Origin of the sequence: Sphingobium sp. HWE2-09, assembly GCF_035989265.1 — a bacterium.
Classification (GTDB): Bacteria; Pseudomonadota; Alphaproteobacteria; order Sphingomonadales; family Sphingomonadaceae; genus Sphingobium.
In genome coordinates, this window is sequence record NZ_JAYKZX010000003.1 from 2,766,688 (window position 1) to 2,788,358 (window position 21,671).

At 59.7% G+C, this 21,671-nt stretch carries 23 protein-coding genes and 1 tRNA gene; 12 read left to right on the forward strand and 12 right to left on the reverse strand.

Going from position 1 to position 21,671, the window contains the following annotated elements; all coding sequences use genetic code 11:
* Positions 1–57: 57 nt before the first annotated feature.
* Positions 58–573, reverse strand: a complete 516-nt coding sequence (locus tag U5A89_RS19030; protein ID WP_338162578.1) for an outer membrane protein assembly factor BamE — start codon at positions 571–573, stop codon at positions 58–60.
* 152 nt (positions 574–725) lie between these two features.
* Between U5A89_RS19030 and U5A89_RS19035 the strand changes: the two genes are divergently transcribed.
* Genes U5A89_RS19035 through dinB form a run of 4 tightly spaced genes read left to right on the forward strand, consistent with a single transcriptional unit; the run spans position 726 to position 3,475 of the window.
* Positions 726–1,259: a ubiquinol-cytochrome C chaperone family protein gene (locus tag U5A89_RS19035; protein WP_338163117.1), complete on the forward strand. Its 534-nt coding sequence runs from the start codon at positions 726–728 to the stop codon at positions 1,257–1,259.
* The gene (locus U5A89_RS19040; RefSeq protein ID WP_338162579.1) at positions 1,256–1,798 is read left to right on the forward strand and encodes a YceD family protein; all 543 of its coding nucleotides are present in this window, start codon (positions 1,256–1,258) and stop codon (positions 1,796–1,798) included. The genes U5A89_RS19035 and U5A89_RS19040 overlap by 4 nt, the downstream gene beginning before the upstream one ends.
* 4 nt (positions 1,799–1,802) lie before the next feature.
* The gene (locus U5A89_RS19045; protein WP_338162580.1) at positions 1,803–2,336 is read left to right on the forward strand and encodes a hypothetical protein; all 534 of its coding nucleotides are present in this window, start codon (positions 1,803–1,805) and stop codon (positions 2,334–2,336) included.
* A gap of 50 nt (positions 2,337–2,386) precedes the next feature.
* Positions 2,387–3,475, forward strand: a complete 1,089-nt coding sequence (dinB, locus tag U5A89_RS19050) for a DNA polymerase IV (protein WP_338162581.1) — start codon at positions 2,387–2,389, stop codon at positions 3,473–3,475.
* Between the two features lie 70 nt (positions 3,476–3,545).
* Here dinB and U5A89_RS19055 read toward each other — a convergent pair whose 3' ends face one another.
* Entirely contained in the window at positions 3,546–4,364 is an 819-nt protein-coding gene (locus U5A89_RS19055) for an EipA family protein (protein WP_338162582.1), read from the reverse strand.
* A 220-nt stretch (positions 4,365–4,584) separates the two neighbouring features.
* On the opposite strand from U5A89_RS19055, the gene U5A89_RS19060 reads away from it, so the two are divergent.
* The 3 genes from U5A89_RS19060 (at position 4,585) to U5A89_RS19070 (ending at position 6,858) form a co-directional block, all read left to right on the forward strand.
* A tRNA-Ser gene (locus tag U5A89_RS19060) sits at positions 4,585–4,676 on the forward strand.
* Positions 4,677–4,969: 293 nt separating this feature from the next.
* The gene (locus U5A89_RS19065; protein WP_338162583.1) at positions 4,970–5,881 is read left to right on the forward strand and encodes a macro domain-containing protein; all 912 of its coding nucleotides are present in this window, start codon (positions 4,970–4,972) and stop codon (positions 5,879–5,881) included.
* Positions 5,872–6,858, forward strand: coding sequence for a DarT ssDNA thymidine ADP-ribosyltransferase family protein (locus tag U5A89_RS19070; protein WP_338162584.1), 987 nt, complete (start codon positions 5,872–5,874; stop codon positions 6,856–6,858). The genes U5A89_RS19065 and U5A89_RS19070 overlap by 10 nt, the downstream gene beginning before the upstream one ends.
* Here the strand turns inward: U5A89_RS19070 and U5A89_RS19075 are convergent.
* Positions 6,830–7,441, reverse strand: a complete 612-nt coding sequence (locus U5A89_RS19075) for a recombinase family protein (protein WP_338162585.1) — start codon at positions 7,439–7,441, stop codon at positions 6,830–6,832. The genes U5A89_RS19070 and U5A89_RS19075 overlap by 29 nt on opposite strands.
* Positions 7,442–7,711: 270 nt before the next feature.
* A complete protein-coding gene (locus U5A89_RS19080) occupies positions 7,712–8,296 on the reverse strand; it encodes a hypothetical protein (RefSeq protein WP_338162586.1) in 585 nt (194 codons plus the stop codon).
* Between the two features lie 309 nt (positions 8,297–8,605).
* Here U5A89_RS19080 and U5A89_RS19085 point away from each other — a divergent pair, with 309 nt between their 5' ends.
* Both U5A89_RS19085 and U5A89_RS19090 read left to right on the forward strand, forming a co-directional pair.
* Positions 8,606–9,376 (forward strand): hypothetical protein, encoded by a 771-nt coding sequence (locus tag U5A89_RS19085; RefSeq protein ID WP_338162587.1) that lies wholly within the window; start codon positions 8,606–8,608, stop codon positions 9,374–9,376.
* A gap of 4 nt (positions 9,377–9,380) precedes the next feature.
* On the forward strand, positions 9,381–9,680 hold the full coding sequence (locus U5A89_RS19090; RefSeq protein ID WP_338162588.1) for a hypothetical protein: 300 nt from the start codon (positions 9,381–9,383) through the stop codon (positions 9,678–9,680).
* A 1,112-nt stretch (positions 9,681–10,792) separates the two neighbouring features.
* Here the strand turns inward: U5A89_RS19090 and U5A89_RS19095 are convergent.
* The 3 genes from U5A89_RS19095 to U5A89_RS19105 form a co-directional block, all read right to left on the reverse strand.
* The gene (locus tag U5A89_RS19095) at positions 10,793–11,023 is read right to left on the reverse strand and encodes a helix-turn-helix transcriptional regulator (protein ID WP_338162589.1); all 231 of its coding nucleotides are present in this window, start codon (positions 11,021–11,023) and stop codon (positions 10,793–10,795) included.
* Positions 11,024–11,146: 123 nt separating this feature from the next.
* Complete coding sequence (locus tag U5A89_RS19100; protein WP_338162590.1) at positions 11,147–11,380, reverse strand: hypothetical protein; 234 nt, start codon at positions 11,378–11,380, stop codon at positions 11,147–11,149.
* Positions 11,377–12,330: a tyrosine-type recombinase/integrase gene (locus U5A89_RS19105; RefSeq protein ID WP_338162591.1), complete on the reverse strand. Its 954-nt coding sequence runs from the start codon at positions 12,328–12,330 to the stop codon at positions 11,377–11,379. Before U5A89_RS19105 ends, U5A89_RS19100 begins: the two co-directional genes overlap by 4 nt.
* Before the next feature lie 343 nt (positions 12,331–12,673).
* Between U5A89_RS19105 and U5A89_RS19110 the strand changes: the two genes are divergently transcribed.
* Complete coding sequence (locus tag U5A89_RS19110; RefSeq protein ID WP_338162592.1) at positions 12,674–13,018, forward strand: DUF2322 family protein; 345 nt, start codon at positions 12,674–12,676, stop codon at positions 13,016–13,018.
* A gap of 9 nt (positions 13,019–13,027) precedes the next feature.
* On the opposite strand, the gene U5A89_RS19115 is transcribed toward U5A89_RS19110, so the two are convergent.
* Positions 13,028–14,578, reverse strand: coding sequence for a glycosyl hydrolase family 79 N-terminal domain-containing protein (locus U5A89_RS19115; RefSeq protein ID WP_338162593.1), 1,551 nt, complete (start codon positions 14,576–14,578; stop codon positions 13,028–13,030).
* Positions 14,579–14,900: 322 nt separating this feature from the next.
* On the opposite strand from U5A89_RS19115, the gene U5A89_RS19120 reads away from it, so the two are divergent.
* Positions 14,901–15,899 (forward strand): LacI family DNA-binding transcriptional regulator, encoded by a 999-nt coding sequence (locus U5A89_RS19120; protein WP_338162594.1) that lies wholly within the window; start codon positions 14,901–14,903, stop codon positions 15,897–15,899.
* 27 nt (positions 15,900–15,926) lie between these two features.
* Positions 15,927–16,478: an arsenate reductase/protein-tyrosine-phosphatase family protein gene (locus U5A89_RS19125; protein ID WP_338162595.1), complete on the forward strand. Its 552-nt coding sequence runs from the start codon at positions 15,927–15,929 to the stop codon at positions 16,476–16,478.
* Here the strand turns inward: U5A89_RS19125 and U5A89_RS19130 are convergent.
* The 4 genes from U5A89_RS19130 to U5A89_RS19145 form a co-directional block, all read right to left on the reverse strand.
* On the reverse strand, positions 16,447–17,661 hold the full coding sequence (locus tag U5A89_RS19130) for a carboxylate--amine ligase (protein WP_338162596.1): 1,215 nt from the start codon (positions 17,659–17,661) through the stop codon (positions 16,447–16,449). The two genes, U5A89_RS19125 and U5A89_RS19130, sit on opposite strands and share 32 nt — an antisense overlap.
* On the reverse strand, positions 17,658–18,638 hold the full coding sequence (locus tag U5A89_RS19135) for a polysaccharide deacetylase family protein (protein WP_338162597.1): 981 nt from the start codon (positions 18,636–18,638) through the stop codon (positions 17,658–17,660). Before U5A89_RS19135 ends, U5A89_RS19130 begins: the two co-directional genes overlap by 4 nt.
* 125 nt (positions 18,639–18,763) lie before the next feature.
* Positions 18,764–19,258, reverse strand: a complete 495-nt coding sequence (locus tag U5A89_RS19140) for a flavin reductase family protein (protein ID WP_338162598.1) — start codon at positions 19,256–19,258, stop codon at positions 18,764–18,766.
* A gap of 107 nt (positions 19,259–19,365) precedes the next feature.
* Positions 19,366–21,627, reverse strand: coding sequence for an NADP-dependent malic enzyme (locus U5A89_RS19145; RefSeq protein WP_338162599.1), 2,262 nt, complete (start codon positions 21,625–21,627; stop codon positions 19,366–19,368).
* Positions 21,628–21,671: the final 44 nt, after the last annotated feature.

Here is a 21,671-nt window from a genome sequence, read left to right on the forward strand (position 1 = left end):
AAGCGATCGCGCAGACATTCCCATTGCAAGCGTAACGCAGCAATGGCGAAGCGCGATTTAGCTGCCGTTCGGGCCGCCGCCGCCGGTCGGGCCAGCGCCGCCGCCACCCATGCCGCCAGCGCCGACCGCGCCGATATTGCCGAAAATCTCGTCGAACAGGCTGCGGTTGCGGCCCAGCGTCGGGGTCTTGTCCCCCGCTGGCGAAATGCGCGCGACCTGTTCCAGACCGATGCGATCGATGGTCGACACGTTGCCCGCGCCGTCGAAGCGGATGCGCAGCACCGTCTGTTCGACCGGCTTGGGATTGGAGAAGGCCAGAGCGCGCATTTCGCGCGACACATAATACCATTCCTGTTCGCCGAACTGCGACACGAAGCTGGGACGGCCCAGCGTCCCTTCCACCGAGGCGCGGTTGTCGATGCCCGGCTGCACCGAATCGACCAGCAGCTTATCGATCGAATAGCCCTGATGCGTGCGGACGCGCGTGCAGCCCGATGCGCCCAGCACCAGCGCGCTGAGGCCGACAGCGAGCAGGATGCGCCCGCGTGACGAATGACGGCTGAACTGACGCATGACATTCTCCTGCGGGGGGCGGACCCGCGAACCCAAGAAACTGATGTCGCCATTGCATTGCGCGACGCAGCGATCAATATGGAAATGCGCAAGCCCCGGCAAGGGGCGCAAAACATCGGACGGCGTGTCGCCGGCCGATCCGTCACGAAAAGCTGTTATCCCATGCCTGCCACCCCCTTTTCCTCCAGCGCCTATTCGGGCGCAGCGACCCCAAGGAGGGGCTGCGGCCGCTCTACAACGCCGTGATTCAGGAGGGGCGGCAGCCGCATTGGTATGTCGAAGGCGCGGTGCCCGACACACTGGACGGGCGGTTCGACATGATCGTCGCGATCCTGGCGCAGCTGCTGATCCGGCTGGAACAGCAGGATGGGGCGCAGGAAAGCGTGTGGCTGACCGAATTGTTCGTGGACGATATGGACGGGCAGTTGCGGCAGGAAGGCATTGGCGATGTCGTGGTCGGCAAGCATATCGGGCGGATGATGAGCGCGCTGGGCGGACGCATCAGCGCCTATCGCGCGGCGCTGACGGGCGAGGCCGACTTCGCCGAAGCGTTGCGGCGCAATCTGTATCGCGGCGCGGCGGTCGATGACGCGGCAATCGCCCATGTCGAAACGGCGCTGCGGGCGCGCTGGACGCGGCTGGGCTGCGTGTCGCGCGATTCGCTGCTGGCGGGAGATTTTGGATGAGCATCAATGCTACCCCGAATTTGGCCCCCGAATTTTCGCGGACGCACAAGGCCGACCAGATCGGGCGGCTGGCCGAACGGCTGCATATCGCGGCGAAAGAGCCGGAGCGCGCGGCGCTCGCGCAGCGATTCGGGCTGGTGGCGCTCGACCGGCTGGAGGCCGATTATGGCGTCGCGGTGGAGGATGGCGCGATCATCGCGCGCGGGCGGGTGCGTGCGGAACTGGCGCAGCCCTGCGTCGCGACCGGGGTGGCGGTGCCAGAGACGATCGACAGCGATTTCGTGCTGCGCTTCGTGGTCGAAAGCGCGGATGCGCCGGAGGCCGAGGAGCTGGAGCTGGACGCGGAGGATTGCGACACGATCGGCTATGACGGCCATGTCATCGACATGGGCGAAGCGGTGGCCGAGACGATGGCGCTGGCGATGACGCCCTTCCCCCGTGCGCCCGACGCCGACGCCTATCTGAAGGAAGCGGGCGTGTTGAGCGAGGAGCAGGCGAGTCCGTTCGCCGCGCTGCTGGGATTGAAAGACAAGGAGTAACGCCGTGCGTAGCGCGTTGCTGATCGTGGCTCTGGCATTAGGGGGCACTGCCGACGCGCAGGCCAAGCCCCTAATCGGCGAGGATGTGGCGCGGGTTGCGTGGGACATGGCGGAGAACAGGGCGCAGTGCGCGCCGCTGGCGTTGCTGTCCGACGGCGGCGTGCGGGGCAAGGCGCGGGCGGCGCAGTTCAGCGGCGGCTGGGCGGTGGCGTTCGACCTGCCCGGCGTGCGCAGCGCCTATGGCTTTGCCGGGCCGGGGATCATTACGATCGACAGTGAGCCGGATGCGGCGCAGCGGGCGCGGTTGGCGAAGCAATGGCCGCACAGGCGCAATTTGCCCGCCCTGCCCGGTCCCGGCTTTGCGGGCTATGGGCTGGTCGGCGCAGAACCCTATCCTGCCGCCAATCCGCAGGGCAAAGGATTGCAATCGCTCGCCTATCTGCGGATCGGCGGGCAGCGTTGCACCTATAATGTGTGGAGCCGGATCAGCCGGGCGCATCTGGAAACGCTGCTCGACAATCTGCGCGTGCAGGATTGACGTAGCCAAGTCTGTTTCCCTTTCGTTCCTGATTATGGCATAGGCGGCGCATGGACGCCTCGCCGCCGCCGCTGCGCAAGATCATCCATGTCGACATGGACGCCTTTTACGCGTCGGTGGAGCAGCGCGACGATCCGGCGCTGCGCGGCCTGCCGATCGCGGTGGGCGGCGGCGGGCCGCGCGGGGTGGTGGCGACATGCAGTTACGAGGCGCGCACGTTCGGCGTGCGATCCGCCATGCCGGGCGCGCGGGCGCGGCGGCTGTGCCCTGACCTCATCTTCGTCAAACCCCGGTTCGAGGTGTATCGCGCGGTGTCGGGCCAGGTGCGGGAGATTTTCAGCCGCTTTACCGACATCGTTCAGCCGCTCTCGCTGGACGAAGCCTATCTTGACGTGACGGTGAACAAGCCGGGCATCGCGTCGGCGACGCAGGTGGCGCAGGAGATACGGCGGATGATCCGGGAGGAGACGGGGCTGACCGCGTCGGCCGGCGTGTCCTACAACAAGCTGATCGCCAAGCTGGCGTCGGACCAGAACAAGCCCGATGGCGTGTGCGTGGTGCGGCCAAGCGAAGGAGCGGCCTTCATCGCGGCGATGCCGGTGCGGCGCATCCATGGGGTGGGACCGGTGACGGCCAAGCGGATGCAGGCGTTGGGGATCGAGACGGGCGCGGATTTACGCGCGCGCGACATGCGGTTCCTGCAGGCGCATTTCGGCAGTTCGGCGGACTATTATTATCGCGCCGCGCGGGCGCAAGACGACCGGCCGGTGCGCGAGCGCGAGGGGCGCAAGTCGGTGAGCGTGGAGGACACGTTTTTCGACGATCTGATCGAGGAAGCGGCGCTGGTGGCGGAGATGGAGCGGATCGCGGCGTCGCTATGGACCCGGATCGAGAAGGCGCAGGCCTGGGGCCGGACGGTGGTGTTGAAGGTGAAGTTCGCCGATTTCCGCATCATTACCCGGTCGCGCAGCTTTTCCGCGCCGGTGCGATCGGCCGAGCAGCTGGCGCAGGCGGGGCGGGAATTGCTGGTCGCCCAGTTGCCGCTGCGCATGGGCGCGCGGTTGCTGGGTTTGGGGGTGCATAATCTGGAGGGGGAGGAAGAGGAAGGCGGGGGCGGGCAGCTGGCGCTGGGGTTGTAGGCGCGCCCGGGTGGCGCGCCCCCTCCACCACCGCCTGCGGCGGCGGTCCCCCTCCCCGTTCCGGGGAGGATTAGAAAGGCAGCCACTGTCGCTTTTCGGAGAATTTCATGTAACCGGCGTTGACGCCCAGGCGATAGCCGACGCCCAGGCGGATCGGGATCAGCACGACATTGCCCCAACGCAGATAGGAGGCGGTAAAGCCACCGACGAGATAGGCGGTGCCCTCCGCCGCGGGGAAACGGTGGTAGAGATCCTGCGTGTCGTAGAGATTATAGACGAGGACGAAGGTGTTGGCCGCATTCCCGCCGACGTCGAAGCCGATCGACGGGCCGGTCCAATAGACTTCGCGCTTGCCCTCAATCTTGTGGTTGAGCGTGCCCGATCCGTAGCGCAGGCCGACGACAAAGGCGCCCGATGCTTCGCGCCCGGCGATATAGGCGTTGGGGCGGCCCTGATCTTTCAGCACTTTTTCGATAAGGCCCGCCAGCCCCTCCGCGCCCTTGCCGAACACGCCTTCGGCCGCGCCGATCAGATCGTCTTCCTGATAGGATTCGGCGGGCGTGGGGGCGGCGGGTGGCGAATTGGGCGTGACCGGCGCGCCGGTTGCGGTGTTGCCACCGATGCTGGCGGCGGGCGGTTCATAGGGCGCGACGCCGGGATTGACGTTCCCCTGCGCACGGGGCGGTGCGCTGGCGTCGACGCCCGGATCGGTGGGGGTGCGATCGGCAGGCGGCGGCGGGGCGAGATCGGAATCGATCGCGGTATTGGGATCGATCGTCCTGACCTGCGCCGACGCGGCGAGCGGGGTCAGCGCCATGCCGGTCAGCGCCACGATCAGCGCGGTTGCGCGGGTGATGCGCCCGCCCCTATGCCCTTCGATGCCGATCATGCCCGTTACTCCCCGAAAAACCCGCTTCATAGCCATGGTGCGGCTGTGCGACCAGCAAGCTGAAACGACAATGAACGAACGGCGACCTGAGTCGATTCCGCGCCGGAACGAAAGATAAATCGTCGCGAAAATTCGTGATACAGGCCGTTGCCATGCTGCAAAGCCCTCGCTATAGCCCCTGCCAGCCATTGCTGACCTAAATAGGTGAGTGATTTCGTGCGGAGACGTGGGTGAGTGGCTGAAACCAGCGGTTTGCTAAACCGTCGTAGCCTGAATGGGCTACCGAGGGTTCGAATCCCTCCGTCTCCGCCAATTTTTCTCCTATGCTGTTGAAATGCGTTGGTTTTGTGGCGCCCGCCGAGGAAAAGCCCACAACCAGCCCCACATACGTCAAATGATGGTTAAACGGGCTTTACCGGTTTGCCCGATTCGACCGGCTATCGATTCACCGTGTCAAGGACCACTTGCACTGTCGGTAACTTTCATGCTTTTAATGGACTGGACAGCAAATCACTTTTTTGCTAGCGCAAATGTTCTCTTTTTGTTCTCATTGAGGAGGCGAGTATGACCAATGTCCCCCGTCAGCCCTCGATAGGAAATGGCAAATGCTAATCTATCGCAGAACGAGCATTTTCGAGTCGCCTGCGCAAACGCTGGTCAACACTGTTAATTGCGTTGGCGTGATGGGAAAGGGCTTGGCCCACGCTTTTAAGCAGCGTGAGCCTGATATGTTTCGCGCATATAAGCGCATATGCGACCAGCAAGCTTTGGTTCCCGGAAAGCTTTGGCTTTGGCGTGGGCAAGATAGCTGGGTACTGAATTTCCCCACAAAAACGCATTGGCGCAACCCTTCTAAGCTCGAATGGATAGAGCAGGGTTTGGCTAAATTCGTGTCTGCCTATGCGGATCAAGGGATTACGGAAATCTCTTTCCCTCAGCTTGGCTGTGGCAATGGTAACTTAGATTGGAACGATGTTCGTCCAATCATGGAGCATCATCTTTCTCAAGTATCCATTCCGGTTTACATCCACGATTATACCGTAGATGTAGGCTTGCCTGAGCATCTAGAACCAGTAGCTGCTGCCCTCAAAAAAGACAGGGTACATAGCAATAGTTTTGATGGTTTTATGGCCTCGATTGGACAAGCTCTAAGCGTGTCAAAGGGCGAGTTAACAACCTTAGATTCTTTGGCACCTTTTCGCGCTTGGTTAAGAGAAGACAAAGGCTTGTCTATTGAGACTGAGACTAAAAGTTGCATTATCGAAGAGGATGACCTTCGAGGTGTTTGGCTTGACCTTCAAAGCGGATTAGTCACCAAACGCAAAGCGGGGTGGTCTATAAGCACGGGCGCAGAACCGCTGCTTTCGTTGCTTAGCGTTTTGCCTAATCTTCGGCCGGTGGAAATTCAACGGGCAGGCCAACCTGAACCAGAATTTGCTATCGAACCTAGGCCAGAAGCCCGAGGCGTAGCTTCGACCGGCCAGACAAGCGAGCAGCACGAATTGGCATGGCACTAAGCGTTGCTTTCGTTGATGCGCATATAAAAAGCTGGCAAACTCGTCTAACCAGTGATTTCTATGCGCATCGTAAACATTGGCCAGCCTATCTATTCCATCACGCTCCTCTAGAAAATGCTGTAGCCATACTTCGGGATGGTTACTTGCGGTCGCGCAATGATGCGCTAAATCTTCGCCCAAGAGACGTAGCAGCACCGGGAGTGATTGACGCTCGGGATCATGCACACGGACATGTTCGCCTGTATTTTCGACCTAAAACGCCTACCCAATGGCATATTGAAGGCATCAGGAAAGCAGGCGAATGCAACTATGGCGACGCCACACATGCCGCGGTCCTAGTGATGTTCCTTCTCGATGCCCGAACTGTTTTAACCGAACCTAATATCATGTTCTCTGATAAGAACATGCAGTTAGCTGAGACAAATCCTGGCAGTGATGAAGCGTATTTTTCTCAGATACCTTTTATGAAGGTGTTTTCAGAAGGCAGAACGGGTGGCGACCGATCATTTACGGATGCACGTTGCGCTGAGGTATTAGCAAATTCTCCTCTCAATTTAGGAGGGTGCCTTAAAGCTATCTGCCTTAGATCAGAACCAGAACGAGAGACATTACTCCACCTACTTGGTGATCAGCGACGCCAGTGGGAGTCCTATTGCCATGTTTCTGACACATTAAGAGTGTTCCAGAAGGATTATACTTTTTTACAAGAGTTAAGACTAACAAACGAAGGTGTTATATTTAGGCTTAATCCGCGACAAGATAGACAGAACATTGCAGTTAGAATAGATGTTTGGGATAGTGCTGGCAAACATGTGATTGACTTTGTTAACGAATCACACTCAGCGCAGCCGGAAAATCCATCTTCTAGCTGGATTTGGCGGAAGAAGCTTAAAGATGATATTTATAGTGTTAAAGTTTACCTAGAGAACACATTATCTTACGAAAATACTATCTTGCTAGGAGACAGTCTTTTCTAGTTGCGCTAATGGCTGCGCAATACCGCTTAACAGTCGCATCCGACAATCCGAACTGCGCCGCTGTCTTGCTGATGCTAGCCTTATTGTCCTTACGCCATTGAGCGACATAGGCAGCATCAGCAGCGGACGGGCGGCCTAAGCTTACCTTACCCCTATGGGTGCGCCCGGTAGCCGCCAGAGAAGCCCTAGCAGCCTCCCTTCCTGCATCGCACCGCTCCTTGATCCTGTTGCGCTCCATATCCGCGATTTGGGCCAGAACAGCTACGATCAATTCCCCTACCCCCTTGCCGATAGGACCAAGGCCCAGAACGTCTACGGTGACACCCTTGGCGATGAGCTTTCGCACGGTAGCTTGTATATCAAGAGCATCCCTCCCCAGCCTATCAATGGCGGCGATATGCACCACATCACCTTCGCGGGCATACGCGAGCAGGGCAGCGAAGCCCGGTCGATCAGCAGCGAGGATTGCACCTGACACGCCTTCATCCAGAAACTCTTTAACGAACGGTCCCGGCAGGGATGCACGTTGAGCGTCGATGGTCTGCGTATCGGTTGAACAACGCAGGTAGGCCAGCTTCGACATTAGAACCCCTTCGACTCGCTCATAAGATATACATAGGATATTGAGCTAGATCAGATATTCAAGAGGGTATCTAATAAGCCATGCTAGATGCCGGGTAATAGGATAGCCCAGCACTTAGAACATCTGAGCTAGGTTCGCTCGGTAGTGGTTGGGGTTAGGAAGTCCTAGTAGAAGGGAGGAACGCCGACTCCTTTGGATTCACAGGGCTATCGACCCCTAACCCAAAGCTCACAGAGCATGCATTGCCACCATTTTCCGTTGCAGAGCCGCTCATAGCCCGCCTGACAGCAAGGATTGGCCCTTTGCAACGGCAGCAAGCCAAGCAGCAGCAACTAATGCTAATAATGCAGCATCACCCATCGCTTCATTCTGCTCTTCGCTATCCTGTTCCGACCTCCCCCTATGCTTAGGCATTACGGCTATATAATCTTTAAGGACCAGTTCTGCGTTTAACGTAAGAAATACAAATGATGTGCCCCAGTATATCGCTGACGCGGTCGATACCGACCCATCCTTTAGATGATGGAAAATGATTTTTTCTGCTTTAAATACTAGAGAAACTAGAAACATGGACAGACTAGCGAATATTACCGATCCGAAGCAGCCAGACAGACGCGATAAGGAGTAGGTAAACCTTGCCAGCAGTGCGGCCGTCACCGAAATACCTATGAAGGCCGCAATGGCGATTAAATAATTTGATGATACCACGGGCGCGTTTGGGTTGAGGGGTGAGAAGCCCGGTCCACTTTGTCCAGCAGACGCTATCAATGCACCTATGCCCGTTGCACAGCTAATGCCGCCGAATACCACGGCCATTGGGTTGTTGCTGAATTCGGCCTTAACTCGCTGCCACATTTTTGCATCCTCCCATTTTGGGTTAGCACAAAAGAGGAACACTACAAGCTTGGATAGGCGCAGGCAGCACGGCATCCCCATTTACGACATGCATTTGTTTTGCCATGAAGATAACGCCGCGTGGTGAGTCCTATGCGGTGAGGCTTAGTATCCTCAATGTCACGTAGCTCGGTCGAATAATCGGCCGGGTGGCATGTGCGTATGTCCAACCGGTTTCACCGGCAAAGGCACATGCGCCTTGTGCTACGTGCAGGGATACTAACGCCCGGCTTAGCCCGGGTTACGCCTCCAACAAAACATGGGGGCGATATGGCAGATTTCGATGTTCAGCTTACGGCCAGCGGCGTTGAGTTCACGCCCAGGTCCGACCGTGCATGGGAATGGCTTAGGTCATCGGGGAAGGTCGCCAATCTATCTAACAATAGGCTGATTAGGGATGCAGCGTCGGCCCGCGTTCTCGGAGAGTCATTGGTCCGACGCGGCTTGATCCTGAATGACATAGAGGCGGCTAGCGGTCGCGCAGGCATCGTTCCCACCATCCAGCAGGTGGAGAGTCATAAAGCGACTATCAGCGCCAGCGAAGCCGCACCTGAAATGTCAGCCGTTGATAAATGGGCTAACTCTACGGGCGGATGCTTTACGCTGATCGGTACTGCCATCGTAGTGCCAATCCTGCTGTTTCTCGGCTTCTGCTCTGGCAGCAAAGATGGTCCTGCTTCGAATGATAAGACCGAATATAGCGCAGAAGACCAGCAGCGTCAGCGCAAAGCGGCAGAGCATGACGAAGCCAAATATGCGGCAGAGAACAATCTTAAAGCCCTTCTAAAGGATGCCGATTCAGCAAAATATGAAGGGGTCTTCCTATCCCGGATCGAGGGCGGCAACCTTATGCTATGCGGCAAGGTGAACTCGAAGAACTCCTTTGGGGCTTTCGTTGGCTTTAAACGGTTTATTGCCTCGCCCAATCCAAGCGCACCTACGCTGGTAGAGGGCCAACGGTCCGGCCTTGGGGCTGCTGTGGATAGCTCGTTTGCCCCAGCCTACGCCGCCGTCTGTTCCAATCCGGTAGAGAGGTATTAAGCCGATGCTTATTTTGGCTATGGTGATGATGCTGGCAACACCTGCCACCGCTGCCCCAACCATCAACGTCCCGGCAGACGGTAAGCGGCACAAGATTGCCTATAACGGCAAATCTTATAAGGTCCGCATCACCGGCAACAAGATATCGGTCTACCACATACCTACTCTGACGGGCCGTAAACGCGGAACGATCATAAGGGATTGGAACCGAGAAGTAGCGCGCACTGCTACTGGCTGCGATCTAGATGACGAGTATGTCGATCCGGCAAGCCTTACCTTGGATGCGGTATTGGTATGTCCGTAGCCGATGGTCCTAAACCCTGCGCCTATTTCCCGCCTATGTTTAAAGGAGTTTACGTAAATTTAGCTCTGGCGTTAAAAATCGGGTTAAATTCCCTTCTGACGCCATTAAGTGTATTGTACAATTAATACAGCAACAATTTACCGAGGTGTAATTTGTGCGTCTGCCATAACATTATCTTAGGTTGGTCCGACTGTTGGATCAGCAACGCTTAGAGAAAAAGTGATCCTCACTGCGAAGAAGGGTTCCGCTATTGAAATTTACCGTCATTGTGATATGATATCGCTTAACGACGACGATTACCTTGGCTAGATCGTTTAAACTTCCAAGCCAAATGCCACCTGTAGGGCTTATTATCTACAGAGTATCATACATTGATAATAACCTCTCTAGCGAAGGTTAATAGCCGAATTGCTATTAGCTGATGTGCAGTAGGCCTACTGTGTGCGATCCTATTACTCGTATTTCTTGTAGCGGGTAACAAGTTACATTCTTAGGGGAACTTAGAGGCCGAAAGGCTGACCTCCTACCCTCCCGCGAGTAGATATAGCTCAACGGAAAAACTCAAACAGTTATGGGCTGATGCAATCGTCTTAGTGCGTCCACTAAGGTATCATACACGGTGTGGCTACCGTCCTCTCCTTTCAAGGGAAAAGGCAACAAGCATTTGAGCTATATAGGAATGTGTGAAAGAGATATCGGGTGTAAGATTCCGCGTAACATACTACATAATGGTCTAATTTTGTTATAATTAACCCCTTAAACCATTAACTAGTATCACCCTTAGCGGAGGAAGAACTATATCTATAACTATCTCAATTGAGTATTTTATATGCTTCGGTAGCGGCTACGCTTGAACTCTACATCAACCAAGCTCCCTCTTATCCTCAAAGCGTTAATACGGGCCGGATGATGTTTTATCTCGACTTCATATAGCCTGTTTATCAGTTCTCGCGTTCTAGCGGCGTCAAATTCTTCGACATGTCCGTACGAGCAAGAGCCGATGCGTTCCTTAATAAAGCCGATGCTAGTCAGACTTGCTCGCAGATCGCGCCTCAACGGAGCAATTCTGCCCGTAGCGCTGCCCTTCATCAGACCAAAACTAACGACTGTCGTCATTGCCCCGGTTCCTGCTTAGCTACGGGAAGCTGATAGGTGGGAAGTAAGGTTCGTCCGTTTCTACGATCATCCAGCCACTGCTCAATGAGGTCATCAGGCCAGCCCACGGCGCGCTTGCCAATCTTAATAGGCTTGGGAAATGTTCCCGCCGCGATCATGGTATAGATGGTCGATCTCGAAATTTTGAGCTTACCTTCTAACTGCTTACGTCGAAATATAGTTGTCATCACTACCTCCTTTTAGTTGGTGGGGCAGTGCTAAGCAGTCGGAACGAGCCTGTGAAGCGCGCAGTGTTCCAGTTAAATAAGACGATATTAAGTAAGTACTTCTGATGGTGAACCGTTCTTATTTCACGATGAACTGATGTAGTGACACCAGTCGTTCATCAGCGACCGCCGCTTCGCAAACAGGTCGGAGCGGGCATAGGCCGCCTCAGCCTTGTCTTTAATAACGTGGGCAAGAGCGAACTCGATAACCTCTCTAGGGTGCGCGGTAGCTTCACCAGCCCAATCCCGAAACGAAGACCGAAAGCCATGCGGCACGGCTGCTATACCCAACTCCTTCATCAGCTTGGAGAAGGTCATGTCGGATAGCGGCCTGTCCTCTTCGTCCCCGGAAAGATAAGGTCCGACTTTGCCTGTTTGAATGATGCAACAGCATTCAGGATTGCAATGCAGCGATCGGTAAGGGGAACGCGATGCTCTTTCTTTGCCTTCATACGGCTCGCCGGGATGGTCCAGAGCTTCTTTTCAAAATCGACTTCACTCCATCGGGCTTCGCGAGTTTCAACCGAACGGGTGGCAGTTAGCACTAGGAACTCAAAGGCGAGCTTTGTTACCGTGCCCGCATCGCTGGATCGAACGATGCCTATGGCGTCTGCGACCTTATCGTAGGGCAATGCCTTTCGATGCTGCACCTTGGAGCGGTCATGTTTCGACAACCCCTGTGACACCGCTTCGGCAGGGTTATCGGTGCGCCAACCCTTCGCCATTGTCCACTTCATAACGGTCCCAATGCGTTGCTTTACACGCCGGGCTGTTTCAGGGTGAGTGTTCCAGATCGGCGAAAGAACGTGCAAAATTTCAGCACTGGTAATCGTGCTGACACGCTTATTGCCGATCAACGGGAAGGCAAACTTATCGAGGGTATTGATCCACTGGTCACCATGCTTTTCGTTGCGCCATGTGGGTTTATTAAGGGCGTGGACCGCCTCCGCCGCGTCCTTGAAGGTAAGGATAGCCTGAGAGAGCTTTTTAGCTGCAAGGGGGTCTTCCCCTGCCCGAGCTGCCTTTCGGTTCTGTAGGGCTGTTTCGCGGGCTTCTGATAAAGTTACGAGATTAGCAGACCCTAGTCCGATATCCCGCCGCTTTCGGTTGATTACAATGCGTTGTATCCATCGCTTCGAATCTTTAGCAACGACTTTAAGGTAGAGTCCATTTCCGTCAGCATACATACCAGCTTTTTCAAGATTGCGAACAGTAGCGGCAGTTAACCGCTTATCTTTGTGTGCGCCTACTGGTTTCGATCCGCTCATAAATCTCATTTCCGCCGATATCCCGAACCACATATCGCCCCACATAATCTTTTGGAATAGGCAGGATCAAATAGGAGCGGAAAAGACTGATGATTAAGTAAATCATTAATACTAAATGATTTTTGGAAATTACGGGAATGTCTAAGCCTACCAAACTACAGCCTCCGTCTCCGCCAATTTTCTATTTTTTTGCAGATAATGTGTCGCGCCGGATCGTTGCTGGCGACTATCGGCATGATGCCTGTCGGCCCTCCCATTGCCGATCGCTTTCGTGCGAACGTTGCGCATGGCGCACGTCGCGGCAAGCTGTTATCGGCGCGCGCGATATTGTGGGGGTATGACGATGGTGGCGACGATTCAACCGAGCGCGACGTTCAAAGATAATCTGCGGAAGTTGCCATCGGTCGAGGGTGTGGCGCGCATCGACCTGCTGGATGCTGCAGGTGGCGTGGTCGCCAGTATCGACAACCAGCCGGGCAAGCAGGGGTCGGTGGCGGTCTATCAATATCTGCAGGCGGTGTTCGGCACGCTGGACGCGAAGGCGGCCGCGCATGGGCTGGCCGTGTTTGCCGAGCATACGGCCGATGCGCGCCAGCGCCCGGGCGCGCATCCCAATGTCGATCGCCTGCTGGATATCGCGGCTGGCGGCGCGGCGCTGGATATCGCCGTTATCGCCGCCGGTCAGTAGGTTTTCTCTTCAACCCTTCGTCGCTCGACAGGCGGCGTTGGCGGCGGCGGGCAAGGTGATGAAATTGATGCTGCCGGGCGGCAGGGAGAGGCGACGGCCGGTCGCTTGCCCCTTCAGGGTCGGCAGCGCGTCGTTTTCCCCGAGGGCAAGCGGCGTGCCGTTGAGCGCGACTTGCGCCGTGTCGTCGCCCATTTGGGTAAGGCTGTAGAGCGTGCCCTTGCCGGTTATGGCGAGGGGCTTGCTGTTCTGGCGATCGGTGTTGATCGCCAGCAGCGTTACCCCGCCCGGCACATCGCGCTGGCAATGAGCATAGACGCGCAAGCCGTCTTCCGGGCGGGTAGCGCCCGCGTCCAGCACGGTCGATCCCATCATGCGGCGCCACAAATAGGCGACCCAGTAATTGGGCCGCGGCGCAAAGCTATGTTCGTCGAGCAGGGCATAGTCGCTGGCCGCCAGCGTATTGTGCATATAGACCTGAACCCCCTGTCGCGCCGAACGGGCGAGTTGGTCGGCGAAGCGGAAGCTGTCGGTGAAGGTCTGCGCCCAGGGATTGCCGCCGCACGCCGTTTCCGCCGTTTCCGTCAGCCATAGCGGCGCGCCGGACGCCAGCTTGTCGCGCAGGGCGCGCGTATCGGCGATGGCGCTGTCGATGGACGAGAGCCATGGGTCGGTCAGGGCTTCGGCTTCCTTCGTCCCCATGCAGCGTTTCGACGTGCCGCCATAGAAGTGGAACGAGACGCCATCGGGCCGAAACGCATTGGGCACGAGCAGATCGTCCCGGCCGATCAGTTTGAACGATGCGGGCAGTTTATATGCGGTGCCGATTTCGAACGCGCCCGGCGCCAGGATGAGGGTCTTGGGCGACGCCTTGCGCATCCAGTCGTAGAATGTGCCATAATCGCGTAGGTATTTTTCCGCCGAATAGTTGGCGGGGGGCTTGGTACCGCCGATCAGATTGGGTTCGTTGGCAAATTCGGACGCGGCGATCGTGCCGCCCAGGCTGTGGGTATAGTCGATCAGCCTCTGGGCATTGTCGGACTGCCACAGTCCATCCTTGTCGCGCGCGCCGGGGCTGGTCGCCATGGATGTCACGATTTGCGCATCGGTCAGCTTGGCGAACGCTACCGCTTCGCGCCACTGCTTGCGGGTAAGGACACTGTCATAGCCGACGGGCGCGTCGCCCGTGTGAGATTCGGTGTCGGCAAAATAGGTCGCGTTGGCCCATGTGCCGCTGTAGCGGACATAGGCTGGCCCGAGCGCCGCCGCGAGCGTGCGCAGGCGGGCGTTGGTCAGGTCGATCGGCGGACGATATTCGTGCAGATTGCCCTTGGTGGCGGTGGCGCTGGCATAGGGTTTCCAGAAACGGCCGCCGGTCAGTTCGACCATTTCCACATTATAGGACAGGAAGCGGTCGCTGACCGTGCCGATGCTGGGGAGGCGAGAGGGCGAGAGGGCGGGCGTCGCCACGGCGTCGCGGCGATCCTGACGCGCTTGCCCGCTGGCGACGGTCGAAACCGTGCCGATGAGCAGGCCGGTCAAGGCGATGTGGGCGAGCTTCATCCTATCTGGTCCTTCCAACTTTCCGCCGCGCCGATGCCCCCATAAAGGTAGTCACTGACAACGTTGTGTTTTCAATCATCATGCTGCCATCGAAAAGGCAGGATGTCGATCCTCCATGGATATTAGGCTCTGCAAAATTCGCGATATCCGCTGTTCTTGAAAACTATCTACCTGATGAACAGGAGCGACACGATGTTCGCCGCAAGTGACAACGTCGGCATTTTCATAATGTCGATGGATCGTCGGCGCAATTTCTGCAAATCGGCTTGATCGGAATGGCTGTGCGTCGCAAGGCTGTGTTCGGGATTTAGCGGAGTCGGTTTTGGCCACGATCAAGGATGTAGCGCAGCGGGCCGGCGTGTCGTTCAAGACCGTGTCCCGCGTGATCAACCATTATAATGTGCGGCCCGAATTGCGCGCGCGCGTCGATGCGGCGATTCAGCAACTGGATTATCGGCCGACACTGGCGGCGCGGCAATTGGCGACGCAGCGGTCCTTTTTCATTACGTTGATCATGCCGCCTGCCGTGGGCAGTTATTTCGCGCGGTGGATGTTGGCCGTGTCGGAGGCCTGCCATGCGGTGGGGCATCATCTGGTCATCGAAACCTTTGACGCGACGAACGGCGCGGGCGGCGTCGGCATGGACAATGGCGTTCGCAGCGATGCGATCATCCTGATCCCCCCGTTCGCGGACCATGAAGGGCTGCTGGCGCAACTGGCGACGCGCGGCGTGCCGATCGTCAGGCTGGGATCGGCCAGCGACGATGCCCTGTCCGTCGCGATCGACGATGCGGCGGCATCGACCGCGATGGTGGAGCATCTGATCGCCCTGGGCCACCGGCGCATCGGCATGATCGCGCACCATGAAGTGGCCAAGGCGACGGAATCGCGGGTGGAGGGTTATCGCGCGGCGCTGGCGAAGGCCGACATCCCCTTCGATCCCGATCTGCTGGTGCGGTGCGAATTCTACTTCAAGGATGGCGTCGAGGCGGCAAAGGCATTGCTGGCGCTGCGGAATCGGCCGACCGCCATCTTCGCGGCGGCCGATTATCTGGCGCTGGGCGCGATGGCGCAGGTGCAGAAGCTAGGCTACCGGGTGCCGGACGATATCGCCATTGCCGGATTTGACGATTCGCTCGAGGGCCGGATGACATTTCCGCCGCTGACGACGGTGCGACAACCGATACGGGCCTTTGCCAAGGCGGCGGTCGCGGCGGCGACGGGCCGGAGCGCGCCCCCGGAACCGTTCCAATCGAAACTCATCCTGCGCGGATCGACGACCGGGACGAAGGATCTGTGCCTTGACCTTTATGACATTTGAACCGGTCCTGCGGCAGGCGGTCGGGCGATGATGCGGGCGCGCTTCGGCACCTTTCGCGGGCTTGTTCGCCTGGCGCTCTCCTATCCGCAACTGCTGCTCGGCCGATCGGCCAGCGTGGCGCCCGATCCGGCGCAGGTGAAGCGGCTGGTGTTCGTATGCCAGGGCAATATCTGCCGCAGCGCCTTTGCCGATGTTGCGGCGCGGCGGGCGGGGTTGAACAGCGCGTCCTTCGGCCTGTCGACCACGACCGGGCGACCCGCGCATGAACCCGCCATCATCGCGGCGCGGGCGCTGGGCCACGACCTGTCGGCGCATAAGGCGGTCGACATGGCCGATTATGCGCCGCAGGAGGGCGACCTGTTGCTGGCGATGGAAGTGCGGCAATTGCATCGGCTGGCCGCCGATCCGCGTCTGGCGCATCTGCCACGGATGTTGCTGGGGCGCTGGACCCGGCCGATGCTGCCGCATCTGCATGATCCCTACAGCCTAGACGATCGCTATATGGCGACGTGCCTGGCAAGGATCGACCGGGCGGTGGCGCGGCTGGTCAGGGCTTTCCCCGGCGCGCGGCTTTCCTGAGCATCTGCGTCATGTCGCGCCACCATGGCCGGGGATCGGAGCGACTGAACACATAATAGCGGGCGCGCGGATCGACAAAGGCGAGCAGATAGGCGCCCAGGTCGCGCAGCGGACGGCGGCGGAAGAAGGGATCGCCGATCCGGCCGGGGGCAAAGAGAATGCGCGCCAGCCGCTTGGTTTCCGGCACCATATAGCGGGCGCGCAACCGGTCGTTCGGCGTCGGCGCGGGATCGACCTGGCCCAATATCTTGCGCCGATAGGCTTCCCACGCGAAATCGGCGCCGCAATGGCGCGCCAGCGGCAGGCTGCCCCAGAAACGGCCATTGACCTCCATCAGCCAATAGCGATCGTTGTCGGCATCATAGCGATATTCGACCATCGCCTGCCCTTCCCAATCGAGCGCGCGCAGCAGATTTTCCGACAGCGCCATTTGCGCGCCATGGGCGTCCGCCGGTTCGGCACGGCAGAGGGTGGAGACGCCGCCTTCGGGCGGCCATTCGTGCAGGCGCCGATGCTGGAAGCGGAGGGTGGCGTGGCCGTCCTGCATATAGAGCATCTGCCCCAGGCCCACGCCGCGACAATATTGCTGGATCAACGGCCAGCGACCGATGGGCGCATAGCGATTCAGCAGCGCGATCAACTGGTCGGGCGTGCGGACATAGTCGGTCTTGATCCATTCCAGCCCCGCCCGGTCAAGCACGGCCATGATTTCGGGTGGATTGGCCCATTTGGCGACCAGCGGGTAGCGCATCTGATGCGCGCGGGCGGCAAAATCCTCGCCCTCGCGTGGCTGCCAGGTCTGGGGCACGCGCAGCCCGGCGGCGGCGGCGTGGTGGAGCGTCTGCAGCTTGTCCAGCACCCGCGCCAGCGGTTCGGCCCGGGGGACGAGGATGTGGCAGTCGCCAATCATAGAGGGCAGCGCCGCCAGTTCGATGAGGTCCGATTCAGAAATCGCCAGCACCGCGCGGGCGCCGGTGTGGGCGATAAGGCCGGGCAGCCAGTCGGCGATCGGCCCGGACGGGCGCAGCGACCAGTCGGCGCAGTGGCGCGATGCGATGCCTATCGCCGCAGCGTTGCGTGCGACGCCATGCACCGGCACGCCATGTTCGCCCAGTTCGCGCACCACGGTCAGCGCGATCGCATTTTCCAGACCCAGAAGTAATGCGCCGGGAAGAACCGTCACGCAGGGACCAGTCGATGTTCGTAGCGCCATGTCGCCCACGCCTGTTGCGCGATGCGCAGCCCCGTGCGCCACTGGCTGGGCGCGGCGCGGGTCAGCGCGCGGGCCGGACGGTCGGCAAGGTCGGCAGGCAGGTCGTTGAAGCCTGCCCCTTGCACGCCGGGCAGGCGGGCGGCTTCGCGGCAGAGCGCTTCGAACCGGGCCATGACGGCACGATTGGGACGCTGGCGATCGCGGGACAGCATTTCGAAACTATGAGTGACGACGACGAAGGCGTCATGGCCTTCGCGCGCGGCATGGCGCAGCCCGTCGCGCATTTCCGCCGCCGACATGGCGCAGATCTGGGCGGGGCGAAAGCCGCCGGGGCGGTCGGCGATGCCCGACACCGGCAGTTCGATGACGCCATGCTGCCGGATCGCGCCGATCTGCGCGCGGTCGGCCGCGATCGTGCATTCGCGACCGAGATAGGCGGGGTTGACGCTGCTGTCCCAAGCGACGCCCAAGGTAGCGAGCGCGCGCAGCGTATCGTCGCTGGCGCCGAAATTGCCCGCGCGAAAGGCGGTGATGGCGGGCGCGCCTGCATCCTCTAACAGTTGTTTGGCGAGGCCAAGCAGGACGATCTGGTCGGCTAGGGAAAAGTCGCCGATATTGCGGCCCTGCCGCCCACCGACAGGCGATTCCCTGGCCCAGGCAAGCCATTCGGTGTGGATGTGCATCTGCACCTCATGCCCGCGCCCGACAATGGCGCGCACGATCGGTGCCAGGAAATCGGCGCCGTGCACCAGTGCAGGCAAAGGATCGAGGAAGAAGACGCCCGTCAGCCCATGGCGGTCGAGCAGGTCCATCTGCCAGCCGATGCCGTAGGCGCCCCCCTTCGCCTCCGCCCAGATGGAGCGGGCCACATTGTCCGCCAGACTGACGCCGCGCTGATGCAGGGAGGAGGATAATTCCGTATCGACGGTGATGAGTAGCGCGGTCATGGGCAACGATCCGGTCAGGGGTGTGGCAAGTCTGCCATAGATAGAGTGGGTTAAGGAGCGGTAATAGTTCCGCCCCCGATCAACCCGTCAAATCCCCCCGGGACGGCGCGACGCGCGCCTTTCCTTCATGCAAGCAGCGAAAATTCCCCGTAATTGCCTTGGAAGAAGAGCAAGGGGCTGCCCGGACGGTCGACTTCCAGCGCGACGACATGGCCGATCGCGATGTCATGATCGCCCGCTTCGTGCACGGCGTCGAGCGTGCAGTCGATCCAGGCGACGACATCGTCGAGGATAGGCGAACCATTGGCCGAGACGCGATGGGCGATGCCGGCGAACTTGTCCGGGCCGGGACCGGCGACCTGGCGGCAGAGCGGCTGCTGATCGCTGGCGAGGATGTTGACACAGAATTTGCCGACCGCCTGGATGCGCGGCCAGCTGGTCGAGCTTTTGGCAGGGAAGAAAGCGACGAGCGGCGGGTCGAGCGACACCGAGGTGAAGGAGCCGACGACCATGCCGATCGGTGCGCCATCCGCCTCCACCGCGGTAACGACGCAGACGCCGGTGGGGTAATGGCCCAGCACCCGGCGGAAGGTCGCACTATCGAAACTGGCCACGCTCATGCCTTGCTCCCGAAACATTGATGCCATCCCCCCTCTGCTGCGGCGCAGCGGGGATGCAAGTGAAAAGCGCAGGTCCACCGACGAGAAGCTCAGTCGAGGGCGCGAACCTATAGCGCGACGCCGCCCGCCGCCAGCACCGCCAGCGTCAGCAATTCCGACGCGTTGGAAGACATGGTGGCGATCTGCACCGATTTTTCCATGCCGACCAGCAACGGCCCGATCATCGTCGTGCCGCCCAGTTCCCGCAGCAGCTTGGCCGAGATATTGGCCGATTGCAGGCCGGGCATGACCAATATGTTGGCCGGACCCGACAGGCGGCTGAACGGGTAATTTTTCATCACCACCGGGTTGAGCGCTACGTCCGCCGTCATTTCGCCTTCATATTCGAAGTCGACCTGCCGTTCGTCGAGCAGCTTCACCGCGCCGCGCACATTTTCGAGGAAAGCGCCGGGCGGGTTGCCGAAGTTGGAGTAAGAGAGGAAGGCGACGCGCGGATCATGACCCATGCGCCGGGCGACCGCCACCGTCCCTTCTGCGATGTCCGCCAGTTCGCTGGCGGTGGGGCGTTCGTTGACGGTGGTGTCGGCCATGAACACGGTCTTGTCCTTCGCCACCAGCACATGGATGCCGAAGGGGGTGCGGCCTGCCGCCGGGTCCATCACCCGCTTCACTTCGCGCAGCGTCTGGTTGTAGGGCCGGGTCGTGCCGGTGATCATCGCGTCGGCGACGCCCATCTTGACCAGCAGCGTGCCGAAGATGTGCCGATCGCGATTGACCATGCGTTCGCAATCGCGGCGCAGATAGCCGCGGCGTTGCAGCCGGGCGTAGAGCAGATCGACCATGTCGGGCACCAGCGGCGAATTGACGCTGTTGTGCAGTTCGAAACTTTCCGGATCGTGCACGCCCAGCGCGCGCAGCTTGTCGACCACTTCGCCGCGGCCCACCAGCACCGGGATGCCATAGCCCAGTTCGCGGAACTGGATCGCCGCGCGCAGCACCACTTCTTCCTCCGCTTCGGCGAAGACGACCCGCTTGGGATCGGCCTTCGCCACTTCATAGGCGGTGGTGAGGACCGAAGTGGTGGGATTGAGCCGGGCCTTGAGCGACTGGCGATAGGCCGCCATGTCGGCGATCGGCTTTTGCGCGACGCCGGTTTCCATCGCAGCCTGCGCCACGGCGGCGGGGACGACCTCCATCAGGCGCGGGTCGAACGGCGCGGGAATGATATAGTCCGGACCGAAGCTGTGCGAGCGGCCATAGGCCTTCGCCACTTCCTCCGGCACCTGTTCGCGCGCCAGTTCGGCGATGGCGTGGGCGGCGGCGAGTTTCATCGCTTCGTTGATCGTCGTCGCCCGCACGTCCAGCGCCCCGCGGAAGATGAAGGGGAAGCCCAGGACGTTGTTGACCTGATTGGGGAAGTCGGAGCGGCCTGTGGCGACGATCACGTCGGGGCGCACGGCATGGGCGTCGGGCGGCAGGATTTCAGGATCGGGATTGGCCATGGCAAAAATGATCGGATTGGCGCCCATGGATTTCACCATATCCTGGCTCATCGCGCCGGCGACCGACAGGCCCAGGAACACGTCGGCGCCCTTGACCGCGTCGGCCAAGGTGCGCGCGTCGGTGCGCACCGCATGGGCCGACTTCCACTGGTTCATGCCTTCGGTACGGCCTTGGTAGATCACGCCCTTGCTGTCGCACATGATGACATTTTCATGGGGGACGCCCAGCGCCTTGATCAGTTCGGTGCAGGAAATGGAGGCGGCGCCCGCGCCGTTCACCACGACCTTCATGTCCTTCATCTCACGCCTGGTCAGCAGCGCGGCGTTGATGACGCCCGCCGCTGCGATGATGGCGGTACCATGTTGATCGTCATGGAAGACCGGGATGTTCATCCGCTCCTTGAGCGTCTGTTCGATGATGAAGCACTCAGGCGCCTTGATATCTTCCAGGTTGATGCCGCCGAAGGTCGGCTCCATCAGTTCGACCGCGTCGATGAAGCGGTCCACATCTTCGGTCTTGAGTTCGATATCGATGCTGTCGACGTCGGCGAAGCGTTTGAAGAGGACGGCCTTGCCCTCCATCACCGGCTTGGACGCCAGCGCGCCGAGATTGCCCAGGCCCAGGATCGCCGTGCCGTTGGAGATGACCGCGACCAGATTACCCTTGGCGGTGTAATCATAGGCGGTCGCCGGATCGGCGGCGATGGCGCGCACGGGAACCGCAACGCCGGGCGAGTAAGCGAGGCTCAAATCGCGCTGCGTCGCCATCGGTTTGGACGCGATGATCTCGATCTTGCCGGGACGGCCGGTCGAATGGAAGAACAGCGCCTCGCGCTCGGAAAATTCCACATTCGATCGATCGGACATCGCGGGCACCCATATATTGGAACAACAAGGCGGCCCTAGCGGTA